Genomic DNA, 19,549 nt, shown 5'->3' on the forward strand with positions numbered 1-19,549 from the left:
CGGTGCTGGCCGCGCTACTGTTGACTGGCGGCAGCGCCCTTGCCCACGCCGCGACGCCTGCGGCAACGGTTCCCGCTGCAACCGATGCGCCCGCAGCCGTCAGCGACGACACCGCCGCTCCGGCCGATGCCACGCAGGACGATCCCAACGACACCGGAAAGCATTTCCATATCGTGGGCGGCGCCGATGCCGCCAGCGACGTCGGCGCATTCGCCGGCGAGCAATATGCAGTGGCAATCGGCGAGGCAAGCAATGCGCTGAGCGAAGGCGGCATCGCGCTGGGCGCCGGTGCCACGGTCACCGAAAAGTTCGCCCTCGCCGCCGGCTACGCGGCAGCGGCGACCGGCGAATCGGCGGTGGCGGTGGGCGGCACCACCGATGTTTTTGACTACGACGATAGCGGCAACATTCTCGCTGTACATGCCGAATCCACCGAAGCCACCGGCTTCGTGTCCACTGCGCTGGGCGGCGGTGCCAAGGCGCTGGATGCAATGACCACCGCCGTAGGCAGCGGTGCCGAGGCCAGCGTCTTCGAGGCCACTGCGCTGGGGCATCGTGCGCGTGCACTGGCGCAAGGCGCCACATCCGTGGGCACCCGCTCGCAGGCGCTTGGCTTTGGCAGCAGCGCGCTCGGCAACGGCGCCCGTGCGCTCGCAGACAGCACCGTGGCGGTGGGGCTCAACGCGTTCGCCAGCGGGACCGACAGCGTGGTCGTCGGTGGCATCAGCACTGCTGCCGAAAGCGCCGGCAACAGCGTCGGCATTGCTGCGGCCACCGGCACCGGCGCGATTGCCGTAGGTGCCGGCGCGCAAACGCTGTCCGACTACGCCATCGCGATCGGCTACAACGCCAACGTCTTTTCCAACCTGCCCGGCAACACCGATGCGGTGGCGATCGGCCACAGCGCCGGATCGTTCGGCGCCAACTCGGTGGCGGTAGGTGGATTCGCACTGACGCAAGACACCGGCTCGGTGGCCATCGGTCATCGCGCCGTGACCTACACCGCCAACAGCATTGCGATCGGTGCCAATGCCGAAACCTCGTGGTTCAACCCCAATAGCACGACGATCGGGGCCGACTCCGAAGTCAATGGCGTCGATGCCACCGCCATCGGCTATGGCGCCAAGGTCGGTGACTGGATCGACGATGGCTGGAACCGCTCGGCCAGCAGTGCGGTGGCACTGGGTGCGTATTCGCATGCCACGCGCAGCAATAGCGTAGCCGTCGGCGATGTCGCCTCCGGCCTGACCCGCCAGATCACCAGCGTGGCTGCCGGCAGCGAAGCCACCGACGCGGTCAACCTGGCCCAGCTGCGCAGCGTGGCGACCGCCCTGGGTGCCGGCAGCGCCTTCGATCCCGGCGGCAACCTGATCAGCGGCAGCTATTTGGTACAGGGCAGCAGCTACGGCAACATCGGCGAAGCGATGGGCGCCATCGATGCGGCCTTGACCGGTTTCGATGGGCGCATCGGCGCCTTGCAGAACGTCACCGCGGGTAATGTGGCGGTCGGCGGCGGCAGCCTGGCGCCGGTGGTCGGTAGCGGCACCAATGCCGTCGCGATCGGTTCGTCTGCCACCGCCAATGGCGAAAACGGTCTGGCGGTCGGCGCCGACGCGCTGGCCTACGGCCCGCAGGACACGGCGCTCGGCGCCAATGCCAAGGTCAACGCCGACGGCAGCACCGCGGTCGGCGCCAATACGACGATTGCCAGCGCCGCCACCAACGCGGTGGCGGTGGGCGAAAGCGCCAGCGTTTCTGCGGCCTCGGGCACCGCGCTTGGCCAGGGTGCGCGCGTGGACGCCGACAACGCGGTGGCACTGGGACGCGGTGCGGTGGCCGATCGCGCCAACAGCGTCTCGGTCGGCAGTGCTGGCAACGCGCGCCAGATCACCAACGTCGCCGCCGGCACAAGCGACACCGACGCCGCCAACGTGGGCCAGCTCAACGCCGGCAACAGCCGCACGCTGAGTTCGGCCAACAGCTACACCGACAGCCGGGTGTCGGCGCTCAGCGACAGCTTCACCCAACTGCGCGATGGCAGCGAGCGGCGCTTCCAGAGCATGGACCGCCGCATCGACCGCATCGGGGCGATGAGCTCGGCGATGCTCAACATGGGCATCAATGCGGCTGGCACCCAGAGCGCACGCGGTCGCGTGGCGGTCGGTGCCGGGTTCCAGAGCGGCGAACGTGCCCTCTCCATCGGCTATGCCAAGAAAGTGGGCGAGCGCGCCTCGTTCAGCCTGGGTGGCGCCTTCAGCGGCAGCGAATCTTCGGCCGGCCTGGGCTTCGGCCTGGACCTGTAGCGCCTGCTCCACGCCGTGCACGTCTTCCCCCCTAACTCCATCGATCATTGCGAGACACATTCCATGAACAATGCTTCGCTGCCGCTCAAGTCACTGCTGTTGAGCGCAATCCTGGCCACGGCCACGTTTCAGGCTCACGCCGCCACCGATCGACTCAGCCTGCGCGGCCTGCCCACAGCTGGCACCCCCACCACGCTTCCCACCCGCCTGATCGTCAAATACCACGACAGCGTGCCGTCCGACGGCTCGCGCCTGTCGATCCTGTCTGCAGCCGCCACCCGCGCCGGAGTGACGCGCGCCAGCGGCGCTGCGCGCGCGACGCCGCTGGCGCGCGTGTTGCGCCACACCGGCACCGGCGCCAGCCTGCTGGACGTAACGCGCACGCTCAGCAGCGCAGACCGCGACAAGCTGCTGGCCGAACTCCGCGCCGATCCACAGGTGCAATACGCCGAGTTCGACCGCATGCTGCGCCCGGTCGACGACTTCGCCGGGCCTGCACTCAGGGCCGGCGCCAGTGCGGTGACGCCACAGGCCACGGCTGCGGCCGTCACCCCCAATGACCGGCTGTATGCCGGATTTCAATGGCATCTGCAGGACAGCACCGGCGGCATCCGCGTGCCGCAAGCCTGGGAAACCTCCACCGGTGCCGGCGTGGTGGTAGCCGTGCTGGACACCGGCATCCTGCCCGACCATCCGGACCTGAAGAACAACGACCACATCCTGCCGGGCTACGACTTCATCAGTAATGCAGCAATGTCCCGGCGCGATAGCGATGCGCGCGTGCCAGGCGCGCTGGATTACGGCGACTGGACCGAAGAGGGCAACTTTTGCGGTCTGCCCGCGCAATCCAGCAGCTGGCACGGCACGCATACGGCCGGCACCGTCGGCGAACTCACCAACAACACCATCGGCGGCGCCGGCGTGGCCCACGATGCGCAGATCCTGCCGGTGCGCGTGCTCGGCCAATGCGGCGGCACCGGATCGGACATCGCCGATGCCATCGTGTGGGCCTCCGGCGGCCATGTCGACGGCGTGCCGGACAACACCCATCCGGCCGAGGTCATCAGCCTGAGTCTGGGCGGCCCGGGCACGTGCGACAGCAACACCCAGAGCGCCATCGACACCGCGGTGGCCAACGGCGCAGTGGTGGTGGTGGCGGCCGGCAACCAGGCCAGCAATTCCTCGCTGTTCAGCCCATCGAGCTGCGGCAATGTGATCACCGTTGGCGCCACCCGTATCACCGGCGGCATTGCGTTCTACTCCAACTTCGGCAGCAGCGTGGATCTGGCAGGGCCGGGCGGTGGCGCCAGCGACGACACCGGCAACAACGGCTGGGATGGCGTGGTGCTGTCCACCGGCTATAGCGGCGCAACCACGCCCACTTCCGGCGAGTACGAATATGTCGGCATGGCCGGCACCTCGATGGCCACCCCGCACGTGGCGGCGGTCGCAGCGCTGGTGCAGAGCGCGCTGGCCGCATCCGGCAAGACGCCGCTGGCCCCGGCGCAGATGGAAGCCATGCTGCGTCAGACCACGCGTGCCTTCCCGGTCAGACCACCGGCGGGCCGAGCGATCGGCACCGGCATCGTCGACGCGACTGCGGCGCTGGATTATGTGCGCGACAGCTGCAGCGGCAGCACCTGCACACCGGTCACGGTGAGCCTGACCAACCGGGTCGCCTTGACCGGCCAAAGCGGCGGCCAAAGCGAGGAGAAAACCTATCGCTTCGCTGCAGCCGCCGGTAGCGCATTGAATGTACTCAGCTATGGCGGCGGCGGGAATGTCGGGCTGTACATCGGCTTCGAGGCCGAGCCGAGCACCAGCAGCTACCTGCTGAAATCGGTACGCACCGGCAGCGCACAGACGCTGCGACTGACGGCGCCGCAAACCGGTACCTACTACATCAAGCTGATCGGCGGCGCGGGCGGTTTCAACAACGTGTCGTTGATGGCGCGGCAGTAGTCAGGCACCGGCCGGGGGCGGCGCAGGCCGCCTCCGGCACGGGTTCGCAGATCGCTCAAAATGCCTCGTTGCCCAGCCGCACCTCGACCCCCAGCAACGAGGTCAGCGCCAGCATGGCGTCGTCGTCGCGGCTGAGGGCGATCCAGCCGGCATAGGCGTCGCCGCCGGTGTTCCAGTTCCACAGCGAGTAGCCGTGTTCGCGCAGGCGGTCGAACGCCACGGCCATCAGGTCGGGCACGTCGAGATCGCGGGCGAAGTCTTCGTCGTCCAGGTCGCCGCCCCAGTCGATGCGCAGGTTCCAGCGCGCGCCGAGTTCGTCGATGGCGGCGATGAACGAGTCGGTGTCCTTCCAGTCCACATAGAATCCCGAGCGCCAGTCGATGACGTCTTTCAGCGTCCACAGCCACGCATCGTCGCCGTCGCCATCGTCTGCATCGGCCTGCGCTTCGCGCCAGGCATCGAACTGGGCCAGCGCGGTGTCTTCGTCGCCGGGGTTGATCAACACCAGCAGATTCCAGACCCGCGCCGGATGGTCGTCGACATCGTCTTCGTCGCTTTCGGGCTGCAGGCCTTCGTCGTCTTCGTAATCGGCACTGTTGTCGGGCATGGCGGTCTCGCTGAAGGATTGCAGGCGCCAAGTGTGAGGCCTGCGGCGGCGCAAGCAAACCGAGGCCGGCCCGCCCGCTGCGCCAGCAGGGCTGGTCTTCCCGGCGCAGGTCCGTATCCTGTGCGGCCGAAGACGGCCATCCGGCCCGTCATGGCGCCTTCCCCATGAGCGATACCCCTCCCGATCACCTGGCCATCGACGCACGTAGTCCGTTCCACGATGCCGACGCCCTCAACCGCGGCATCGGCGTGCGCTTCAACGGTATCGAACGCGACAACGTGGAGGAATATTCGGTGAGCGAAGGCTGGATCAAGGTGCAGGTCGGCAAGGCCCGCGACCGCCGCGGCAATCCGATGACGATGAAGATCAAGGGCGAGGTGGTGGCGTATTACCTGGACACCAAGAACGACGCCGCGCCTGCTGCCGAGTAAGCGCGGCTGACCAAACGACTTCACGTTGTTCTATTGCAAAGCTGCTGAGCTGCGACTCGGCTGCAGGGCCCTTGCCCGCCCACCATCGCGGGACACGCCGTGAATCCGTCCCTGGAGGCTCTGGCGCAGCATCCATGCCGCTCAAGGTCCCGCGACGGTGAGCGGGCAAGGACCAGTCAAGTTGGTCGGTGCGCAGAGTCTTCAACAAGCGATTAGCTAACTTGCGACGCGGTGCCCTCGATCTTCAACAAAACCACCAGCCAACTATCTGGTGCGGTGTCCTCACCGATTGCGGGACCGTTGGCGGCATGGATGCCGCCACCGAGCCCCCATGGACGGGTTAACGGCGTGTCCCGCGAGCGGTGAGGGCACCGCGCACTCGACGTCTTTGCGTTTGCTGCAGGGCCCTTGCCCGCCCACCATCGCAGGACACGCCGTGGATCCGTCCCTGGAGGCTCTGGCGCGGCATCCATGCCGCTCAAGGTCCCGCGACGGTGAGCGGGCAAGGACCAGTCAAGTTGGTCGGTGCGCAGAGTCTTCAACAAGCGATTAGCTAACTTGCGACGCGGTGCCCTCGATCTTCAACAAAACCACCAGCCAACTATCTGGTGCGGTGTCCTCACCGATTGCGGGACCGTTGGCGGCATGGATGCCGCCAACGAGCCCCCATGGACGGGTTAACGGCGTGTCCCGCGAGCGGTGAGGGCACCGCGCACTCGACGCTGCGCCTTTGCTTCAGCCCACCCTCGCAGGACACGCTGCAAGTACGGCCTTATGAGCTCTGGCGCGGCATCCATGCCGCTCAAGGTCCCGCGACGGTGAGCGGACAAGGACCAGTCACGTTGGTCGGTGCGCATGGCTTTTGATCAAACAGCCAGCAAGCGGTGAGGACACCGCACACGCGACCCGCTCAGGCCTTGAGCCGGTAGCCGCTGCGGAAGATCGCCGCCACCACGCCCAGGCACACCAGCAGGAACAGGAACGTCATGCCGGTGCTCACCGCGATGTGCACGTCGGCCTTGCCGTAGAAACTCCAGCGAAACCCGCTGATCAGGTAGACCACCGGGTTGAACAGCGTGACCTTCTGCCACACCGGCGGCAGCATGTTGATCGAATAGAAACTGCCGCCCAGAAAGGTCAGCGGCGTCACCACCATCAGCGGGATGACCTGCAGCTTCTCGAAGCCGTCGGCCCAGATGCCGATGATGAAGCCGAACAGGCTGAAGGTCAGCGCGGTGAGCACCAGAAAGCCCAGCATCCACACCGGATGTGCAATCTCGTACGGAACAAACAGCCGTGCGGTAAGCAGGATCAGCAAGCCCAGCATCACCGACTTGGTGGCCGCCGCGCCCACGTAGCCGATGACGATCTCCCACCAGGCCACCGGCGCGGACAGCACCTCGTAGATGGTGCCGGCCCAGCGCGGCATGTAGATGCCGAACGAGGCGTTGGAGATGCTCTCATTGAGCAACGACAGCATCACCAGGCCGGGAATGATGAAGGCGCCGTAGCTGATGCCGTCGATATCCCCCATGCGCGAGCCGATGGCTGCGCCGAACACCACGAAATACAGCGAGGTCGACAACACCGGCGAGGCGATCGACTGGGTCAGCGTGCGGAATGCGCGCGCCATTTCGAAGCGATAAATCGCGGCAATCGCATGCAGGTTCATGCGCGCATCTCCGGTTGACGGGCGCCATGCACGAGGGTGACGAAGATCTCTTCCAGCGAGCTCTCGCTGGAATGCAGGTCCTTGAAGTCGATGCCCTGCTCGTTGAGCCGGCGCAACACTGCCCCGATGCCGGTCTGCTCGGCCTGCGTGTCGAACGTGTAGATCAGGCTGCTGCCGTCGGCCGACAACTCCAGCGGCAGATCCGCCAGCCCGGCCGGCACCGCCTGCAGCGGCGATTGCAGGCTCAGGCTGAGCTGCTTCTTGCCGAGCTTGCGCATCAGCGTGTGCTTGTCTTCCACCAGTACCAGCTCGCCGCGGTTGATCACCCCGACCCGGTCGGCCATGTCTTCGGCTTCTTCGATGTAATGGGTGGTCAGGATGACGGTGGTGCCCTGCTCGCGCAGCCGGCGCACCATCTGCCACATCTCGTGGCGCAGCTCTACGTCCACGCCGGCAGTGGGCTCGTCCAGGAACAGGATGCGCGGCTCGTGCGCCAGGGCCTTGGCGATCAGCACGCGTCGCTTCATGCCGCCGGACAATGTGGAAATCTTGCTGTTGCGCTTGTCCCACAGCGACAGCTCGCGCAGCACCGTTTCCAGGTACTGCGGGTTGGCCGGCTTGCCGAACAGCCCGCGGCTGAAACGCACCGTGGCCCACACCGTTTCGAAGGCGTCGGTGGCCAACTCCTGCGGCACCAGCCCGATGCTGGCACGTGCCGCGCGGTAGTCGCGCACGATGTCGTGACCATCGGCCAACACGGTGCCGGTGCTGGGGTTGATCAACCCGCAGATGATGCTGATCAGCGTGGTCTTGCCGGCACCGTTGGGGCCAAGCAGCGCGAAGATCTCGCCGCGCTGGATCTGCAGATCCACCTGCTTGAGCGCCTGGAAACCGCCGGCGTAGGTCTTGCTCACTCCCTGGATGGAAACGATGGGCGTCATGGGTTGTGCACGGGGACCAGAAGCGCCACAGGGTAGGCGCTGTGCCGTGACGATGGGAGGGGGGCTGATGGGATGGTGTCTCCCGACGCGCGCCAAGGAGCGTCAGCGAACCAGCCGCGCACGCTCGCTGCGTCCGTGTGATGGCGCATCTCCATGTAGGAGCGCGCTTGCGCGCGATGGGGCGTTGGCGGGAAAGCCCCATCGCGCGCAAGCGCGCTCCTACGCAACCACGACTGCACGAGCGCCGTGGCTTTACGATTCCCCAATCCCGATTCCCCATTCCCGCGCGCTCACGCGCGCTTGCGCGACTCGATCAGGTCCAGGTTGCGCACCAGCCGCCGCGACAGGTCGTCGGAAATCTCGCGACGGCGCGCAAGCTTGAAAAGCTCGTTGCGCTCGGCCACCAGGGCGGTGTGACGGAACTGGCGCAAGGCCTGCTCGTAGGCGCCGGCCTCTTCCGGATCGGTTTCGGCCATGTCCACGGCACCCAGCTTGCGCTGGTAACGCTGACTGACCTGGTTGGCGGCGGCGTTGTAGCGCTCGGCATGCGCGCTGTCTTCCACCAGCCGCTGGCGCAGCTTTTCCACTGCCTCCAGGGCCGCCTGCGAGGCGGCCTTGACGGCCAGGTCTTCCTTTTGCTGTTCGTCTTCTTCTTCCGGTAACTCCAGCCCGCGCAACAGCCGCGGCAACGCCACGCTGGCCACCAGCAAGGAGACCAGGATCACCGAGGCCGCCAGGAAGATCGCCAGCTGGCGGGCCGGAAACGGCGAGCCGTCTTCCAGCATCAGCGGCAGCGTCAGCACGCCGGCCAGGGTGATCGCCCCGCGCACGCCCGCCAGCGACACCGCCACCACGATTCGCCAGGGCGGGCTGACATGCGCCTCGCCCCGCCGTTGCGCCTTGAAGATGTTCCAGCGCAGCGACAGGAACACCCACACAAAGCGCAGCGCCATCAGGCTGGTGCTGATGGTGGCCACGTATACCGCCAGCCACCACGGATTGAGGTGCCCGGCCTCCTGCACGCTGCGCACCGCCCCGTCCAGGATGCCCGGCAACTGCTCGCCCAGCAGCACGAAGATGATGCCGTTGAAGGTGAACTGCACCGTGTCCCACACCGCCGAGCGCTGCAGGCGCATGTTGCCCGGCGCGTTGCCGGCCATTTCCACGTAGCTCATGGTGATGCCGGCGGCCACCGCGGCCAGGATTCCGGAGGCGTGGAAGGCTTCGGCCAGCAGGTACGCGGCGAACGGCGTGAGCAGGTTGACCAGGATCGCCGAGCCGGGCTCCTCGCCGAAATGGCGCCAGATCCAGGCCTGGATCCGGCTCAGGCCGAAGGTGGTGGCCACGCCCAGCGCCAACCCGGCCAGCGCCACCCACAGGAAGGTGAGCGAAGCGGTCGCCACCGAGAACGTGCCGGTCAACACCGCGGCCACGGCGAACTGGAAGCACACTAGGCCGGAGGCGTCGTTGAGCAGCGACTCGCCTTCCAGGATGTGCATCAGGCGCTTGGGAATCGGCACCTTGGAGGCGATCGAGGACACCGCCACCGGATCGGTCGGCGAAATGATGGCAGCCAGCGCGAACGCCACCGCCAGCGGCATGGCCGGGATCAGCCAATGGATCAACAGGCCGGCACCGATCACCGTGAACACCACCAGGCCCAGCGCCAGCTCCAGGATCGCCGCCTTGTCGCGGAACAGGCCTTGTTTGGGAATGCGCCAGCCGTCCAGGAACAGCAGCGGCGGCAGGAACAGCAGGAAGAACAATTCCGGTTCCAGCTCGTGCCCGGCATCGAACACACCGGAGACCACCGCGCCCAGCGCGATCTGGACCAACGGCAACGGCAGCGAGAACGGCAGGATGCGGATCAGATAACCGCTGGCCGCGACCGCCAGCAACATGGCGAGGACGACATCGATCGAATGCATGTAAAACCCGGAAGAAGAAACGGCCACACGTGCGGCATCATCTTGCGACGCACAACAACGCACTGACGGGAACATACCGGTTTGCAACCGGTGATGAAACCATCAGGCGCGATCAATTCGGCCCTGCCAGCCCATCGCGCCGCCTGTCCTCGGCCACGCGATCGCAGGTGACCTGCGCAGCGCCCGGATACGAACAGTCCGCCAATGCTGCGGAGACTGCCGCATCCCGAGACGTGAGACAGGCCACGCAACACCGATACCAATCGGGCAACCGGCGGCAGCGCACCTGATGCTGCACACGCGACCAGCAGCCATCGCGTCGACAGCCAGGCGAAGCGATTCACGTTGTTCCTGACGCCGCACTCACCACGCCAAACCCCGTAATGAACATCAAGACCACGTGATGCATCCGGCCCGCAGCGGCAGGCGTATTGACCCTACGGTTGCCATCCAGGCGATCGCCAACCCAAAGGATCGATGCCTCATGAAGACGTCACTGCAGTCGCTTGCCATTGCTACCGCCATTGCCCTGACCAGCGCGATGGCTCCTGCTTACGCTGCGTCCAACCCGACGGTGGGTGGTGCGCCGATGCTGGTCACCAAGGACATCGTCGACAACGCCGCCAACTCCAAGGATCACACCACGTTGGTTGCCGCAGTGAAGGCCGCCGGCCTGGTCGAGACCTTGAAGGGTCCGGGCCCGTTTACCGTGTTTGCGCCGACCAATGCGGCGTTTTCCGCACTGCCGGCCGGTACGGTGGACACCTTGCTGAAGCCCGAGTCCAAGGCGACCTTGACCAAGGTGCTCACCTATCACGTGGTGCCGGGCAAGGTGGACGCCGCAGCGCTGATTGCCAAGATCAAGGCCGGCGGCGGCAGCGCCCCGCTGACCACGGTGCAGGGCGAGCCGCTCACCGCAAAGCTCAATGGCAAGAAGGTCACCCTCACCGACGCCAAGGGCAATACCGCCACCGTCACCATCGCCGATGTCAACCAGAGCAACGGCGTGATCCACGTGATCGACAAGGTGTTGATGCCGTAACGGCAGTTGCTGCACGCCTGCAAGTGGCTTGCGCGCGACGTCACCGGCGGAACGGAGCCACGTTCCGTCGATGGTCGACGCCGACCGTGCATGCGGCACTTTCAGGGAATTCAATCGTAATGAGCATCCGGCGGTTGTGGGTGTCCCGACAGATGCGCTCCAAACCGGAGCGCACTGGTGGTAAGCGCTGATCCCGACACCATTCGATGACGGCTCAGCAGCCACTGGCTGCACTTGAGTGACCTGTCTGGATGCGATGGCGTTGCACTCCGGCGCCATCGCGTCCGCTTCCCGCTACGACACATAGACACGAGTGATCAGCGAAGCCGCACGCGTCCGGGCACCAGACGTCGGGCGGCGCCACCACACCGCGAAGCGGCGGTGCGGGACCACCGGTTCGCCAGTGGCCCCGATTGGTGTCATCGTTCTCCGACACCATGCGCGTGCAGCTGCACGCGCATCTTTTATGTCCTCACGGTGCGATCTGCGGCGACCGGTGCATGCAGCAGCTGGCGCAGGTCGTCGACAAAGCCGCGGTAGCCTTCCTCGCGCGCGGCCTCCGAGCCTTGCCGCAGGACCCACGAGGGGTGCACGGTGGCCAGCACCGGCGTGCCATCGTCCAGCACCTGCCACTGGCCGCGCTGCTGCATCAAGCGAAAGCGGCTTCCCAACACCGCCTGTGCGGCCGTCGCCCCGAGACAGACGATATGCGCCGGTCGCAGTTGCGCGCGCTCGGCGTGCAGCCAGCCGCTGCAGGCCTGTACGTGCGAACGCTCCGGGTTGCGATGCAGGCGGCGCTTGCCGCGCTGCTCGAACCGAAAGTGCTTGACCGCATTGGTCACGTAGAAGGTCGTGCGGTCCACACCCAACTCGCCCAGTGCCATCGTAAACAGGCGCCCGGCCGGGCCGACAAACGGACGCCCACTCAGGTCCTCTTCGTCGCCCGGCTGCTCGCCGATGACCATCACCGCTGCATCGTCCGGCCCTTCGCCGAACACGGTCTGGGTGGCCGGTTGCCACAGCTCGCAGCGCCGGCAATCGCGCGCTGCCACACGCAGCTGCGCAAGGCTCTGGGTGGCCACTTCCACGGCTGGTACAGGTGCCACCGGCACCCGCCGTCGCACCGGCTCGGGCGCGCGCTCGGCCATCTCGCGCACCCGCACGCCGGCGCCGCGGATCAGCTCCGGCAGCAGCGCCGCTTCGGGCAGGTTCTTCCAGTATTTCTGCGGCATCTCCTGCCGCATCATGGTGGGATTGAGCCGCGCCGGATTGAAGATATGCGCGTAATAGGTGCGCCACAGGGCTTCCTGCGCATCGTCAGCGGGCACCTGCGTCCGCACCGCACCCTCGCCGAACGACAATGCCTCGCCATCCCAGCGCACGCTGCGATACGGCGTCAGGATCGCCCACTGCATGCCGGCAAACCGCCGCGCAAAAAACGGGGCGACGCGGTCCACGATGCAGTGATCGGGCTCGAACCAGGCAACGAAGTCCTCCACCTCGCCCGGCAGGCGGCGAAACCGCACAAACGCCTTCATCTTGTGGGTATCGCGCTGCACCGCTTTCTGCCATTGCCGCAAACGATGCACATCCACGTCGGTGGCGCGCTCCAGCAGCGCCTTCTCGCCGGAGGCGATCCGCCACAGCAACCGATACAACACCGCATGCCGCTGCGGGTCACGATGGCATAGCACCGACGCCGCCAATTGCATGAAGTCCGCCGACACCCGTGGCGGTGCCACCACCACCGGCAGGTCCTGCAGCCGCTGCCCCATCAGCAACCCGCCCTGCGCCCCGCCGTTCCATGCCACGTCATCCGGCTCGGCCTGCGCACACCAGCCGGCCCGCGCCAACGCACGCCACGCCTCGAAACTCCACGGTGGATCCACCTCAGCGCTGAACATCACTCACACCCGATCATCCTGGTTCCCACGCAGCAACGCGCACTGGCCAGCCACCGCCGACGCGGCTGTACCCGATCTCGCCAGCGCTGCTGCGCAACCGTGACCGCGCCGGCCCCTGAGGTTGCTGTCCCACCCCACCTTGACGCAGCAGCGCCCCACGCCGCCAGGTGCCGCAGCGCCTGGGGCAGAGCGTGGGATGATGGGAGCGGGAATTTGCAAGGCAGCGCCATGTTGCTGCGCCAACACACGGCCGTGCGCCGCACGTCCGGCGAGCGGCCTGCCCCTCATCCGCCCGTCGGGCACCCTCGTCCGGGGAGAAGGCGGCGCCCTGCCGACGATGAGGCATCACTCAAACAGGCTCGCCTGCCGCGGTGCAGGCGCCAGCTGCGCACGCAGGCGCACCGGGTCGTCCAGGCGTTGCCGCGGATGATGATCCAGCACACTCACAAACGGCAGCAGCTTCTTCATCGGTACCCGCAAGCGGGCAAGGTCGCCCACCCGCAACCGCGCGTGCCGCCGTGACAACAGCAGCCGCTCCACGTTGCGGGTGCCCAGCCCCGGCACCCGCAGCAACATCTCGCGCGGCGCCTGATTCAGATCCACCGGAAACCGCTCCGGGTTGCGCAATGCCCATGCCAACTTGGGGTCCACGTCCAGATCGAGCATGCCGCTGGACTGCGCGGGCGCAATTTCTTCCACGCTGAATTCGTAGAAGCGCAGCAACCAGTCGGCCTGGTAGAGCCGGTGCTCGCGCTGCAGCGGCGGTGCCTGCAAGGGCAGCTTCGACGAGGCATCGGGGATCGGGCTGAAGGCCGAGTAATACACCCGCCGCATGCGGTAATTGCCGTACAGGTTATGGCTGGTGTCCAGGATGCTGCGGTCGTTGGCATCATCGGCACCGACGATCATCTGCGTGCTCTGCCCTGCCGGGGCAAACCGCGGCGGCTTGGCCCGGCGTACCTTTTCGGCCTTGCGTTCGAGCTGGTTTTCTTCGATGCGCCAGCGCAGCTCGCCCATGGCCGAGCGGATGCCGCCGACGCTCTTCTCCGGTGCCAGCTGGGTCAGCCCCTGCTCGGTGGGCAACTCCACGTTGATGCTCAGACGGTCCGCATAGCGGCCGGCCGCCGCCAGCAGTTCGGGCGCTGCATCGGGAATGGTCTTGAGATGGATGTAGCCGGCAAAGTGATGCTCTTCGCGCAGCTGGCGCGCCACTTCCACCAGCTGCTCCATGGTGTAGTCGGAGTTGCGGATGATGCCGCTGGAGAGGAACAGGCCCTCGATGTAATTGCGCTTGTAGAAGTCCAGCGTCAGCGTGACCACTTCTTCGGGCGTGAAACGTGCGCGGCGCACGTTGCTGGAGACGCGGTTGACGCAGTACGCGCAGTCGAACACGCAGAAGTTGGTCAGCAGAATCTTCAGCAGCGACACGCAGCGGCCGTCCGGCGTGTACGAGTGGCAGATGCCCATGCCCTCGGTGCTGCCGATCCCGCCGGTGCCGAGCGAGTTGCGCTTGTTCGCGCCACTGGAGGCGCAGGAGGCGTCGTATTTGGCGGCGTCGGCAAGGACGGCGAGCTTGTCGAGGATTTTCACGCAAGCAGCATGCAGCCGGGGCGTCTCAGCCTATGAGACTGCGCGGCAGCCGATCGTGAACGCTTCAGAGCGCAGCGCTGCCGGCGCACACGCCGGCACCGTCCTGCGGCCCGGTCAGACTGCGGTAGCCGCGGCGCCATCGAAGCGATAGAGATCCATCGCCAGAAACCCCGCATCAATGCCGGCATCAATGCGCTGCGCGCCGAGCTGGTCGCCCCCGGCCGCACCCATCGCGACGTAGAGCGGCAGCAGATGCTCGTCGCTGGGATGTGCGCGCGCTGCATCCGGTGCCTGGCGGCGGTAGTCCAGCAATGCCGGGATGTCGTTGTCCGCCAGTGCGCGCTCGGTCCATGCGATGAAGGGACGCACGTAGGGCGCTTCGCGCTCGGCGCTGTAGCCCTGGCCGAAGTCGTGCAGGTTATGGGTGATGCTGCCGGAGCCGATGACCAGCACGCCTTCGTCGCGCAACGGCGCCAGCGCGCGGCCCAGCGCGAACTGGTGCGCCGGCCCGAGCTCGGGCTGGATCGACACCGACACCACCGGGATGTCGGCCGCCGGGTACAGCAGGCGCAGCGGCACCCAGACGCCGTGGTCGAAACCGCGTTGCGGGTCCAGGTGCGGATGCAGCCCGGCCTGCTCCAGGCGGCGCACGACCTGTTGCGCCAATGCCGGCTCGCCCGGCGCCGGATAGTCCAGCGCATACAGCGGCGCAGGGAAGCCTCCGAAGTCGTGGATGGTCTGCGGCCGCGCTGCACCGCTGACCAGCGGGCGACGGCCCAGCCAATGCGCGCTGGCGACGATGATCGCGCGCGGCCGCGGCAGCTGCTGACGCAGTTCCTGCAGCCGCTGCCCCACCTGGCCCGGCTGCAACGCCGTCATGGGCGATCCATGCGAGATGTACAACGACGGCAGGCGGCTCATGCGCAACTCCATGCGCCCAGGCTGATGCGCAGGAGGGCCGCGCCGTAGGCCGCGGTGCGCGGGCGTGCAAGGGTGGTGGACATGCGGGCACTCCGTTGTGGACCGCACTAGCCTATGACCCACGGCATTCGGATAAAGGACGCGAGGTCGGATAATTTATTGCACCACAAGCAATAATCGGAGCCCGGATGGATACCCTGGATGCGATGCGCGTCTTCACCGCCGTGGCCGAACGCAGCGGCTTCAGCGCCGCGGCCGATGCACTGGACCGCTCCACCGCCAGCGTCACCCGGCAGGTGGCTGCGCTGGAACAACGCCTGGGCACCCGCCTGCTCAATCGCACCACGCGCCGGGTCAGCCTGACCAGCGCCGGCACCGCGTATTACCAGCGCTGCCTGCAATTGTTGGCCGACCTGGACGACCTGGAGGCCACCATCGGCGCGCAGGCGCTGGAGCCTGCCGGCGTGCTGCGGGTCAATGCCCCGGTGAGCTACGGGATCGAGCGCCTGGGGGCCTTGCTGCCGGGCTTTCGTGCGCGCTACCCGCAGGTGGAGCTGGACCTGTCGCTGACCGATCGCCTGGTCGATATGGTCGAGGAAGGCTTCGATGTCGCCATCCGCATCACCCGCGAGCCGGCACCGATGCTGATCGCCCGCCAGCTGGGCACGGTGCGGCTGCTGCCGTGCGCGGCGCCGGCCTATCTGGCGCGGGCGGGCACGCCGGCACACCCGGCCGATCTGGCTGGCCACGAGTGCCTGCTCTACCACTACTCGCCCACCGGCGACGCGGTGCGCTTCCACGGGCCCGATGGCGATGTGGATGTGCGCCTGCACGGTGGGCTGCGCGCCAACAATGGCCATGTGCTCAATGCGGCGGCGCTGGCCGGCCAGGGCATCGTGATGCAGCCGGACTTCCTGGCCGACGCGCATCTGGCTGCAGGCCGCCTGGTGCGCATTCTTCCGGCGTACGAACTCGGCCAGATCGGCATCTTTGCCGTCTACACCAGCCGCAGCCACCTGGCGCCGAAGGTGCGCAGCTTCATCGACTACCTGCTCGAGCACCTGGCCGCACCGGCACCCGGCTGAACGGGCCCGGCAACAGTTCGTCCCGCGCGTGGTCATTCTTCTGTCGCGGCCGGTATGCACACAATCCCCCTCCCCTCGTTGAGCAGGAGCATCCATGAGCAAGATTGCCATCGTGTATTTCAGTGGCTACGGCCACACCGTCAAGCAGGCCGAAGCCGTGCATGCCGGGGCCGCCAGTGTGGCCGAGGCCACGCTGTACCGCATCGACCAGGACGGCAACCTGCCCGACGACGCGTGGGACGCGATCAGTGCCGCCGACGCCATCATCTACGGCAGCCCCACCTACATGGGCGGGCCGGCGTGGCAGTTCAAGAAATTTGCCGATGCCAGCTCCAAGCCGTGGTTTACGCAGGCGTGGAAGGACAAGATCGCCGCCGGCTTCACCAACTCGGCCTCGGTCAATGGCGACAAGGCCACCACCATCCAGTATTTCTGGACCCTGTCGCAGCAGCACGGCCAGATCTGGGTGGGCACCGGTTTGCCGCCAGCCAACACCAAGGCACACGGGCCGCAGGACGTGAACTGGACCGGTGGCTGGGGCGGCGCGCTGGCGATCTCGCCATCGGACGCTTCGCCAGACGAAGCCCCGCGCGCAGGCGATCTGGAAACCGCGCGGCTGCTGGGCAAGCGCGTCGCCGAATTCACCAACAAGCTCAAGGGCTGAGCTGGCGTATCACCGCACCCGCGCGCGTGCCGAACCAGGCGATGCGCGCGGGTGTGGTTGAACAGCGTCGCCACGCCGCCATACGCCAACGCTGCCGCACCCACCGCCACCAGCGCCACGCAAGACGTGTGCACGGCCAGGTCGCCAGCGCATCGCATGCGCCTGCCCATCGCAGCCGCTCCGCCATCGGCGCAGGCTGGAACCATGCAGTCCACTTCGATTCGCGCTGCACTCCCAGGCGTCGCAGCGCACTCGTTGCCGTGCCGTGTCACACCTGCACCACCGCACACCGACCTCAGGCGTTAGCGCCTGGGCCACGCCGCGCTAACGCATACCGCGCCACTCTCCCCCGCCTACCCTGCTGCACGGAGCCTCCCCCACCATGCAAACCCGTACCCTCGGCCGTTCCGGCCCCACCGTTTCCGCACTCGGCCTTGGCTGCATGGGCATGAGCGCGTTCTATGGCAACCGCAGCGACGAGGCTGCCTCGATCGCGGTGATCCATCGCGCGCTCGACCGCGGCGTCAGCCTGCTCGATACCGCCGACATGTATGGCCCGCATACCAATGAAGTGCTGGTCGGCAAGGCCATCGCCTCGCGCCGGCACGAGGTGTTTCTGGCCACCAAGTTCGGCATCAAGCTCGACCCCGGCGATCCGTCGGTACGTGGCATCGATGGCAGCCCGGCCTATGTGCAATCTGCCTGCGAAGCCAGCCTGCGCCGCCTGGGCGTGGAGCACATCGACCTGTACTACCAGCACCGCGTCGATCCCAACGTGCCGATCGAAGACACCGTCGGTGCCATGTCGCGGCTGGTCGAACAGGGCAAGGTGCGTTTCCTCGGGCTGTCGGAAGCGGCCGCCGCCACCATCCGGCGCGCGCATGCGGTGCATCCGATCACCGCCGTGCAGACCGAGTATTCGCTGTGGTCGCGCGAGCCGGAAGACAACGGCGTGTTCGCCACCGTGCGCGAACTCGGCATCGGGTTCGTGCCGTACTCGCCCCTGGGGCGCGGCTTCCTGACCGGGGCATTCTCCTCGCCGGACGATTTCGACGCAGACGACTACCGCCGTCACTCGCCGCGCTTCCAGGGCGAGAACTTCACCCGCAACCTGCAGCTGGTGGAGCAGGTCAAGGCGATCGCAGCGGACAAGGGCGTCACGCCCGGGCAACTGGCATTGGCCTGGGTCCTGGCACAGGGCCAGGATCTGGTTCCGATTCCCGGCACCAAGCGTCTGGCGTATCTGGAGGAAAACATCGCAGCGCTCGACGTGGCACTGATGCCCGACGAACTGGCGCGCATCGATGCGATCTTCCCGCCGCAGGCCGCCGCCGGTACGCGCTACCCGGAAGCGATGATGGGCGCGGTCAACCGCTGAGCCGACGCGGCGTGATTGCGCCTGGACCGCATGGCCGTGGTACCGGGCCGTGACAGAAACCGTCGCAACCGGTTGCCGGTCGCCGCCATCCGGCCGTAACGGCGCGCTGGGCCGGCGCGCTCGAGCATGCAGGCGTGGGTGCCTGCCATCCGTGGAAGATGGCCGCGTTCCCGGTGCGGGTGCGCGGCCGTTGCGGTCGCTTCGCCGTCGCGCCACCGGATTGACTGCGACTACTCACACCATCGCATCGCCGGCGCCTGCACACTTGGCAGCACCTCACACCACGCACGCCCATGCTGTCCTTCGTGATCCCCGCCCATGACGAGGCCGCGCTGATCGGCGACACGCTGCAGTGCCTGCACGCCTGCGCATGCGCGCTCCAGCTGGACTATGAAGTGATCGTGGTGGCCGACGCCTGCGCCGATGACACTGCCGTCATCGCACGCGGCAACGGCGCGCAGGTGCTGGAGGTCCAGCTGCGGCACATTGCGGCCACGCGCAACGCCGGCGCACAGGCGGCGCAGGGCGAGCGGCTGCTGTTCCTGGATGCCGACACCCTGATCAATCCGCAAGTGGTCGGCGCCGCACTGTCAGCGCTGGACGCCGGTGCGGTGGGCGGCGGCGCGCAAGTCCACCTGCACGGCAACCGGGTGTGGTCCGAACGCACCGCGCAAGCGGTGTTCGGCTGGTTCTTCCGCATTGCCGGCATCGCGCCGGGGTGTTTTCTGTTCTGCACACGCGCGGCCTTCGCCACGGCCGGTGGTTTCGACACGCGCTACTACGCCGGCGAAGATGTTGCGCTCAGCCGCGCGCTGGCACGCTGCGGGCGCTTTGTGATCCTGCGCCAGACCGTGCATACCTCCGACCGCAAGCTGCGCAGTTTTTCCAAACGCGAGCATCTGGGCCTGCTGCTGCGGTTTCTGTGGCGCGGACGGCGCATGTTGCAGACCCGCGATGCGCTGGGTTTCTGGTACCAACGACGGCGATGAACCGAGCGTGTCCGCACCGGCGCGTGATGCGGCGGTGCCTGCCCTCAAATCGGGACGTGGCACCGCAGGCCACTTACACTGCGACACCTGTCCCGGTTTCGAGTCGCGCCGCATGGCCTCTTTGCATCGCCC

15 protein-coding genes are annotated in these 19,549 nt (G+C 67.1%); 8 read left to right on the top strand and 7 right to left on the bottom strand.

The window, feature by feature from the left end:
* Positions 1–173: 173 nt before the first annotated feature.
* A complete protein-coding gene (locus RZV17_RS17280) occupies positions 174–2,303 on the top strand; it encodes a YadA-like family protein (protein WP_355605230.1) in 2,130 nt (709 codons plus the stop codon).
* Positions 2,304–2,366: 63 nt separating this feature from the next.
* A complete protein-coding gene (locus tag RZV17_RS17285; protein ID WP_355605233.1) occupies positions 2,367–4,265 on the top strand; it encodes a S8 family serine peptidase in 1,899 nt (632 codons plus the stop codon).
* A 55-nt stretch (positions 4,266–4,320) separates the two neighbouring features.
* Here the strand turns inward: RZV17_RS17285 and RZV17_RS17290 are convergent, their stop codons facing one another.
* Positions 4,321–4,872: a hypothetical protein gene (locus tag RZV17_RS17290; protein ID WP_047696425.1), complete on the bottom strand. Its 552-nt coding sequence runs from the start codon at positions 4,870–4,872 to the stop codon at positions 4,321–4,323.
* Between the two features lie 164 nt (positions 4,873–5,036).
* Here RZV17_RS17290 and RZV17_RS17295 point away from each other — a divergent pair, with 164 nt between their 5' ends.
* Entirely contained in the window at positions 5,037–5,303 is a 267-nt protein-coding gene (locus RZV17_RS17295) for a DUF3297 family protein (RefSeq protein WP_047696423.1), read from the top strand.
* A 910-nt stretch (positions 5,304–6,213) separates the two neighbouring features.
* On the opposite strand, the gene RZV17_RS17300 is transcribed toward RZV17_RS17295, so the two are convergent.
* The 3 genes from RZV17_RS17300 to RZV17_RS17310 form a co-directional block, all read right to left on the bottom strand.
* A complete protein-coding gene (locus RZV17_RS17300; protein ID WP_166752275.1) occupies positions 6,214–6,975 on the bottom strand; it encodes an ABC transporter permease in 762 nt (253 codons plus the stop codon).
* Entirely contained in the window at positions 6,972–7,916 is a 945-nt protein-coding gene (locus RZV17_RS17305) for an ABC transporter ATP-binding protein (protein ID WP_104579484.1), read from the bottom strand. Before RZV17_RS17305 ends, RZV17_RS17300 begins: the two co-directional genes overlap by 4 nt.
* A gap of 290 nt (positions 7,917–8,206) precedes the next feature.
* Positions 8,207–9,844, bottom strand: coding sequence for a Na+/H+ antiporter (locus RZV17_RS17310; protein ID WP_039405778.1), 1,638 nt, complete (start codon positions 9,842–9,844; stop codon positions 8,207–8,209).
* Between the two features lie 484 nt (positions 9,845–10,328).
* On the opposite strand from RZV17_RS17310, the gene RZV17_RS17315 reads away from it, so the two are divergent.
* On the top strand, positions 10,329–10,886 hold the full coding sequence (locus RZV17_RS17315; protein WP_355605240.1) for a fasciclin domain-containing protein: 558 nt from the start codon (positions 10,329–10,331) through the stop codon (positions 10,884–10,886).
* 464 nt (positions 10,887–11,350) lie between these two features.
* Here the strand turns inward: RZV17_RS17315 and RZV17_RS17320 are convergent, their stop codons facing one another.
* The 3 genes from RZV17_RS17320 to RZV17_RS17330 form a co-directional block, all read right to left on the bottom strand.
* A complete protein-coding gene (locus RZV17_RS17320; protein WP_355605243.1) occupies positions 11,351–12,790 on the bottom strand; it encodes a UdgX family uracil-DNA binding protein in 1,440 nt (479 codons plus the stop codon).
* Between the two features lie 345 nt (positions 12,791–13,135).
* The gene (locus tag RZV17_RS17325; RefSeq protein ID WP_039405785.1) at positions 13,136–14,380 is read right to left on the bottom strand and encodes a putative DNA modification/repair radical SAM protein; all 1,245 of its coding nucleotides are present in this window, start codon (positions 14,378–14,380) and stop codon (positions 13,136–13,138) included.
* 114 nt (positions 14,381–14,494) lie between these two features.
* Positions 14,495–15,301 carry a dioxygenase gene (locus RZV17_RS17330; protein ID WP_228334832.1) on the bottom strand — a complete coding sequence of 269 codons (807 nt, stop codon included), beginning with the start codon at positions 15,299–15,301 and terminating at the stop codon, positions 14,495–14,497.
* 188 nt (positions 15,302–15,489) lie between these two features.
* On the opposite strand from RZV17_RS17330, the gene RZV17_RS17335 reads away from it, so the two are divergent.
* The 4 genes from RZV17_RS17335 to RZV17_RS17350 all read left to right on the top strand — a co-directional run bounded on the left by RZV17_RS17335 (position 15,490) and on the right by RZV17_RS17350 (position 19,417).
* Positions 15,490–16,386, top strand: a complete 897-nt coding sequence (locus RZV17_RS17335) for a LysR family transcriptional regulator (RefSeq protein ID WP_047696409.1) — start codon at positions 15,490–15,492, stop codon at positions 16,384–16,386.
* Positions 16,387–16,480: 94 nt separating this feature from the next.
* Positions 16,481–17,050 (top strand): flavodoxin family protein, encoded by a 570-nt coding sequence (locus tag RZV17_RS17340; protein WP_104579487.1) that lies wholly within the window; start codon positions 16,481–16,483, stop codon positions 17,048–17,050.
* A 382-nt stretch (positions 17,051–17,432) separates the two neighbouring features.
* Complete coding sequence (locus tag RZV17_RS17345; protein ID WP_104579488.1) at positions 17,433–18,428, top strand: aldo/keto reductase; 996 nt, start codon at positions 17,433–17,435, stop codon at positions 18,426–18,428.
* Positions 18,429–18,721: 293 nt separating this feature from the next.
* A complete protein-coding gene (locus RZV17_RS17350; RefSeq protein WP_166752279.1) occupies positions 18,722–19,417 on the top strand; it encodes a glycosyltransferase in 696 nt (231 codons plus the stop codon).
* The last annotated feature ends 132 nt before the right edge of the window (positions 19,418–19,549 follow it).

Origin of the sequence: Xanthomonas cannabis (genome assembly GCF_040616535.1) — a bacterium.
Taxonomy (GTDB): Bacteria; Pseudomonadota; Gammaproteobacteria; order Xanthomonadales; family Xanthomonadaceae; genus Xanthomonas; species Xanthomonas cannabis.

What these genes read in the sequence shown, in the direction of transcription:
- RZV17_RS17285 (WP_355605233.1), top strand. Translation starts at nt 2,367, where the DNA reads ATGAACAATGCTTCGCTGCCGCTCAAGTCACTGCTGTTGAGCGCAATC.
- RZV17_RS17290 (WP_047696425.1), bottom strand. Translation starts at nt 4,872, where the DNA reads ATGCCCGACAACAGTGCCGATTACGAAGACGACGAAGGCCTGCAGCCC.
- RZV17_RS17295 (WP_047696423.1), top strand. Translation starts at nt 5,037, where the DNA reads ATGAGCGATACCCCTCCCGATCACCTGGCCATCGACGCACGTAGTCCG.
- RZV17_RS17300 (WP_166752275.1), bottom strand. Translation starts at nt 6,975, where the DNA reads ATGAACCTGCATGCGATTGCCGCGATTTATCGCTTCGAAATGGCGCGC.
- RZV17_RS17305 (WP_104579484.1), bottom strand. Translation starts at nt 7,916, where the DNA reads ATGACGCCCATCGTTTCCATCCAGGGAGTGAGCAAGACCTACGCCGGC.
- RZV17_RS17310 (WP_039405778.1), bottom strand. Translation starts at nt 9,844, where the DNA reads ATGCATTCGATCGATGTCGTCCTCGCCATGTTGCTGGCGGTCGCGGCC.
- RZV17_RS17315 (WP_355605240.1), top strand. Translation starts at nt 10,329, where the DNA reads ATGAAGACGTCACTGCAGTCGCTTGCCATTGCTACCGCCATTGCCCTG.
- RZV17_RS17320 (WP_355605243.1), bottom strand. Translation starts at nt 12,790, where the DNA reads ATGTTCAGCGCTGAGGTGGATCCACCGTGGAGTTTCGAGGCGTGGCGT.
- RZV17_RS17330 (WP_228334832.1), bottom strand. Translation starts at nt 15,301, where the DNA reads ATGAGCCGCCTGCCGTCGTTGTACATCTCGCATGGATCGCCCATGACG.
- RZV17_RS17335 (WP_047696409.1), top strand. Translation starts at nt 15,490, where the DNA reads ATGGATACCCTGGATGCGATGCGCGTCTTCACCGCCGTGGCCGAACGC.
- RZV17_RS17340 (WP_104579487.1), top strand. Translation starts at nt 16,481, where the DNA reads ATGAGCAAGATTGCCATCGTGTATTTCAGTGGCTACGGCCACACCGTC.
- RZV17_RS17345 (WP_104579488.1), top strand. Translation starts at nt 17,433, where the DNA reads ATGCAAACCCGTACCCTCGGCCGTTCCGGCCCCACCGTTTCCGCACTC.
- RZV17_RS17350 (WP_166752279.1), top strand. Translation starts at nt 18,722, where the DNA reads ATGCTGTCCTTCGTGATCCCCGCCCATGACGAGGCCGCGCTGATCGGC.